Source organism: Nocardiopsis sp. NPDC055824, from assembly GCF_053616335.1.
Genome location: NZ_JBSHDN010000366.1, coordinates 1 through 2,991, shown reverse-complemented (window position 1 = coordinate 2,991; position 2,991 = coordinate 1). Strand labels below are relative to the sequence as shown.

At 74.7% G+C, this 2,991-nt stretch carries 4 protein-coding genes and 1 pseudogene; all 5 read left to right on the top strand.

What is annotated here, in order from left to right; translation table 11 throughout:
- The first annotated feature begins 38 nt into the window (after positions 1–38).
- The 5 genes and pseudogenes from folP (at position 39) to ACWGL3_RS31820 (ending at position 2,836) form a co-directional block, all read left to right on the top strand.
- Positions 39–944, top strand: coding sequence for a dihydropteroate synthase (gene folP / locus ACWGL3_RS31840; protein WP_267946861.1), 906 nt, complete (start codon positions 39–41; stop codon positions 942–944).
- Positions 941–1,381 carry a nuclear transport factor 2 family protein gene (locus ACWGL3_RS31835; RefSeq protein ID WP_267946860.1) on the top strand — a complete coding sequence of 147 codons (441 nt, stop codon included), beginning with the start codon at positions 941–943 and terminating at the stop codon, positions 1,379–1,381. The genes folP and ACWGL3_RS31835 overlap by 4 nt, the downstream gene beginning before the upstream one ends.
- A pseudogene (gene folB / locus ACWGL3_RS31830) lies at positions 1,378–1,743 on the top strand (dihydroneopterin aldolase); the annotation flags it as partial. The gene ACWGL3_RS31835 and the pseudogene folB, both read left to right, overlap by 4 nt.
- Positions 1,744–1,811: 68 nt before the next feature.
- Positions 1,812–2,348 carry a 2-amino-4-hydroxy-6-hydroxymethyldihydropteridine diphosphokinase gene (gene folK / locus ACWGL3_RS31825; protein WP_267946858.1) on the top strand — a complete coding sequence of 179 codons (537 nt, stop codon included), beginning with the start codon at positions 1,812–1,814 and terminating at the stop codon, positions 2,346–2,348.
- A complete protein-coding gene (locus tag ACWGL3_RS31820; RefSeq protein ID WP_267946857.1) occupies positions 2,348–2,836 on the top strand; it encodes a DUF3180 domain-containing protein in 489 nt (162 codons plus the stop codon). The genes folK and ACWGL3_RS31820 overlap by 1 nt, the downstream gene beginning before the upstream one ends.
- The last annotated feature ends 155 nt before the right edge of the window (positions 2,837–2,991 follow it).

The window sequence follows — 2,991 nt, the reverse complement described above, 5'->3', positions numbered from 1 at the left end:
AGCCCCCGGCCCCCGGCCGTACGCGTAGGGTGATCCTTATGGGGCCGAAACACACACTTCCGGGCCTGCCCGACCGCGGGCGGTGCCTGGTCATGGGGGTCGTGAACGTCACCCCCGACTCCTTCTCCGACGGCGGCGCGTGGTTCGATCCCGACAGGGCGATCGAGCACGGCCTGCACCTGGTCGAGGAGGGCGCGGACATCATCGACGTGGGCGGTGAGTCCACCCGCCCCGGAGCGCAGCGCGTCTCCGCGCAGGAGGAGCTGCGAAGGGTGGAGCCCGTCGTGCGCGAACTCGCCTCGCGCGGTGTCGCCGTCAGCGTGGACACCATGCGCGCGGAGGTCGCGGAGCGGTCCGTCGAGGCCGGCGCGGTGCTCGTCAACGACGTCAGCGGGGGCCTCGCCGATCCGGCGATGGCACGCCTTGTCGCCTCTTCCGGCGTTGCCTACGTGTTGATGCACTGGCGTGGGCATAGTCATGACATGCAGAGCCGTGCCGTGTACACGGATGTCGTCCAGGAGGTCCTCGATGAGCTCCGCGACCGTATGGAGGCCATGATCAGTGCAGGTGTCGATCCGGGTCAGATCGTTCTGGACCCGGGACTGGGATTCTCCAAACGCCCCGAGCAGGCGCACAACTGGGCGCTTCTCCACGACCTCGAACGCTTCCACGAACTGGGGCGGCCGGTACTGGTGGCCGGTTCGCGCAAACGCTTCCTGAGCCGGCTCCTCGGCGACGCCAAGGGCGAGGACCGCCCGTTCGCCGAGTGCGACGCCGCCACGGCCGCCGTCACCACGCTGTCCGCCGACCGCGGGGCGTGGGCCGTGCGGGTGCACGACGTGCGGCCCAACGCCGACGCCGTGCGCGTCGCCGCCGCCTGGGCCGACGGCGGCGCCGGCCTGGACGAGGGGCGCTCCGAGCCGCTGGACCGGGGCGGCCGGTGAAGTCGCGCCAGGAGGTCATGGAGCGCGTGGCCGAGGCCAACGCGCAGTTCTACAGCGCCATCGAGAACGGCGACATCGACCTGATGCGCAGCGTCTGGGCCGAGGAGCACGAGGCGCCCGACCTGGTGTGCGTCAACCCGGGCTGGCCGCTGCTGCGCGGCCGGACCGAGATCATGAGGGCCTGGTCGCTGATCATGGCCAACGTGACGTACATCCAGTACGTGCTCACCGAGACCCACATCGGGGTCGGGGGCGACATCGCCATGGTGACGTGCGAGGAGAACGTGCTCACCGCCGAGGACGGCAGCCCCGGCTTCGTCGCCGGGGGCCAGGTGGTGACCACCAACCTGTTCGTGGACACGGAGCAGGGATGGAGGCTGTGGTCGCACCACGCCTCTCCCGTGCTGATGGAGGACGACGAGGAGGGCGAGGAGTGACGCGGGACCGCATCGCCCTCCGCGGCCTCCGCGCGCGCGGCCACCACGGGGTGTTCGGGTTCGAGCGCCGCGAGGGCCAGGACTTCGTGGTCGACGCCGTGCTCCACCTGGACACCGCGGCGGCGGCGGCCTCCGACGACGTCGGCGACACCGTCCACTACGGGCTGCTCGCCGACCGGCTGGTCGCGATCGTGACCGGTGAGCCGGTCAACCTGATCGAGACGCTCGCCGAGCGCCTGGCGGACGCGTGCCTGGCCGTGCCCCTGGTCGACCGGGCCGAGGTGACGGTGCACAAGCCGTCCGCGCCCATCGACCACGAGTTCGCGGACGTCGCGGTCACCGTCGTCAGGGACCGGACGGGTCCCGGGGGCCAGGGGGAGCCCGGCGCCGCGGAGCCCGCCCGTGTCCCGGACGGACGGGGGTCGCGGAGGTGACCCGGGCGGTGCTCTCCCTGGGGTCCAACCTCGGGGACCGGATGGCGACCCTCCAGGGCGCGGTGGACACCCTGCTGGGCGGGCCGGGCGCGCCCGCCCCGGTGGCGGTCTCCCCGGTCTACGAGACCGCCCCGGTGGGCGGCCCCGACCAGGGGGCGTTCCTCAACGCGGTCCTCGTCGTGGACACGGCCGGCACGCCCGGGGAGCTGCTGGCCCGCGCGCAGGACGCCGAGCGGGCCTTCGGCCGGGTCCGCGAGGTCCGGTGGGGTCCGCGCACCCTGGACGTGGACGTCGTCTCGTACGGCGACGTGTGCGACGACGACCCGGACCTGACCCTGCCGCACCCGCGGGCGCACCTGAGGGCGTTCGTCCTCCAGCCGTGGCTGGACGCCGACCCCCTCGCCGAACTGCCGGGCCGCGGCCCGGTCGCGGACCTCCTGGCCGGCCTCGTGGCCGAGGACACCGGCGGCGCGCAGGAACTCCGCGTGCGCGAGGACCTGGGACTGCGGCTGCCGGGCGGGGAGGGCCGCTGATGGCCGGGGACGACGAGGGGCGGCTGCGGCCCACGGGCTGGCGGGTGCCGGCGCTGCTGGTGGTGGCCGGGGCCCTCCTGGGGGTCCTGCTGACCAACGCGCTGCCCGCCCTGCCCCTCCTGCCGTGGTCGGCGATCCCGACCCTGCTGCTGCTCGCCCTGGCGGAGGGGTTCACGGCGGGGCGGACCCGCAGGCGCATCCGCCACGAGCCCGGCACCGAGCCGATCCAGCCGCTCAGCGCGGCCCGCCTGGTCGCCCTGGCCAAGGCGAGCGCGCTGTTCGCGTCGCTGGCGCTGGGCTTCTTCGCGGGCATGGCGCTCACGGTGTCGGACATGCTGGTGCTGCCCACGCAGCGGGAGGTGTTCCTGACGGCGCTGTTCACGGCGCTGTCCGCCGGGCTCCTGCTGGCCGCGGCCCTCTACCTGGAGTACTGCTGCCGGGTCCCCGAGGACGACGACAGGGGCGACGAGCCCCCGGCCGCCCGGTAGGCCGCGTCCCGCGGGCTCCGGGGCCGCCGGGAGCGTCCACGGAACACGCCCCGGGCGCACCGCCCGCGGAAGCCGGCGACGCCCTCCCCGCCCGACGCGGGCGGGGAGGGCCTCCGGCGCCGACGGGACCGGCGGCCCGCCGCGCGGCCGGGGAC

Excerpts from the sequence above, each read along its gene's own strand:
- folP (WP_267946861.1), top strand. The coding sequence starts at position 39 with ATGGGGCCGAAACACACACTTCCGGGCCTGCCCGACCGCGGGCGGTGC.
- ACWGL3_RS31820 (WP_267946857.1), top strand. The coding sequence starts at position 2,348 with ATGGCCGGGGACGACGAGGGGCGGCTGCGGCCCACGGGCTGGCGGGTG.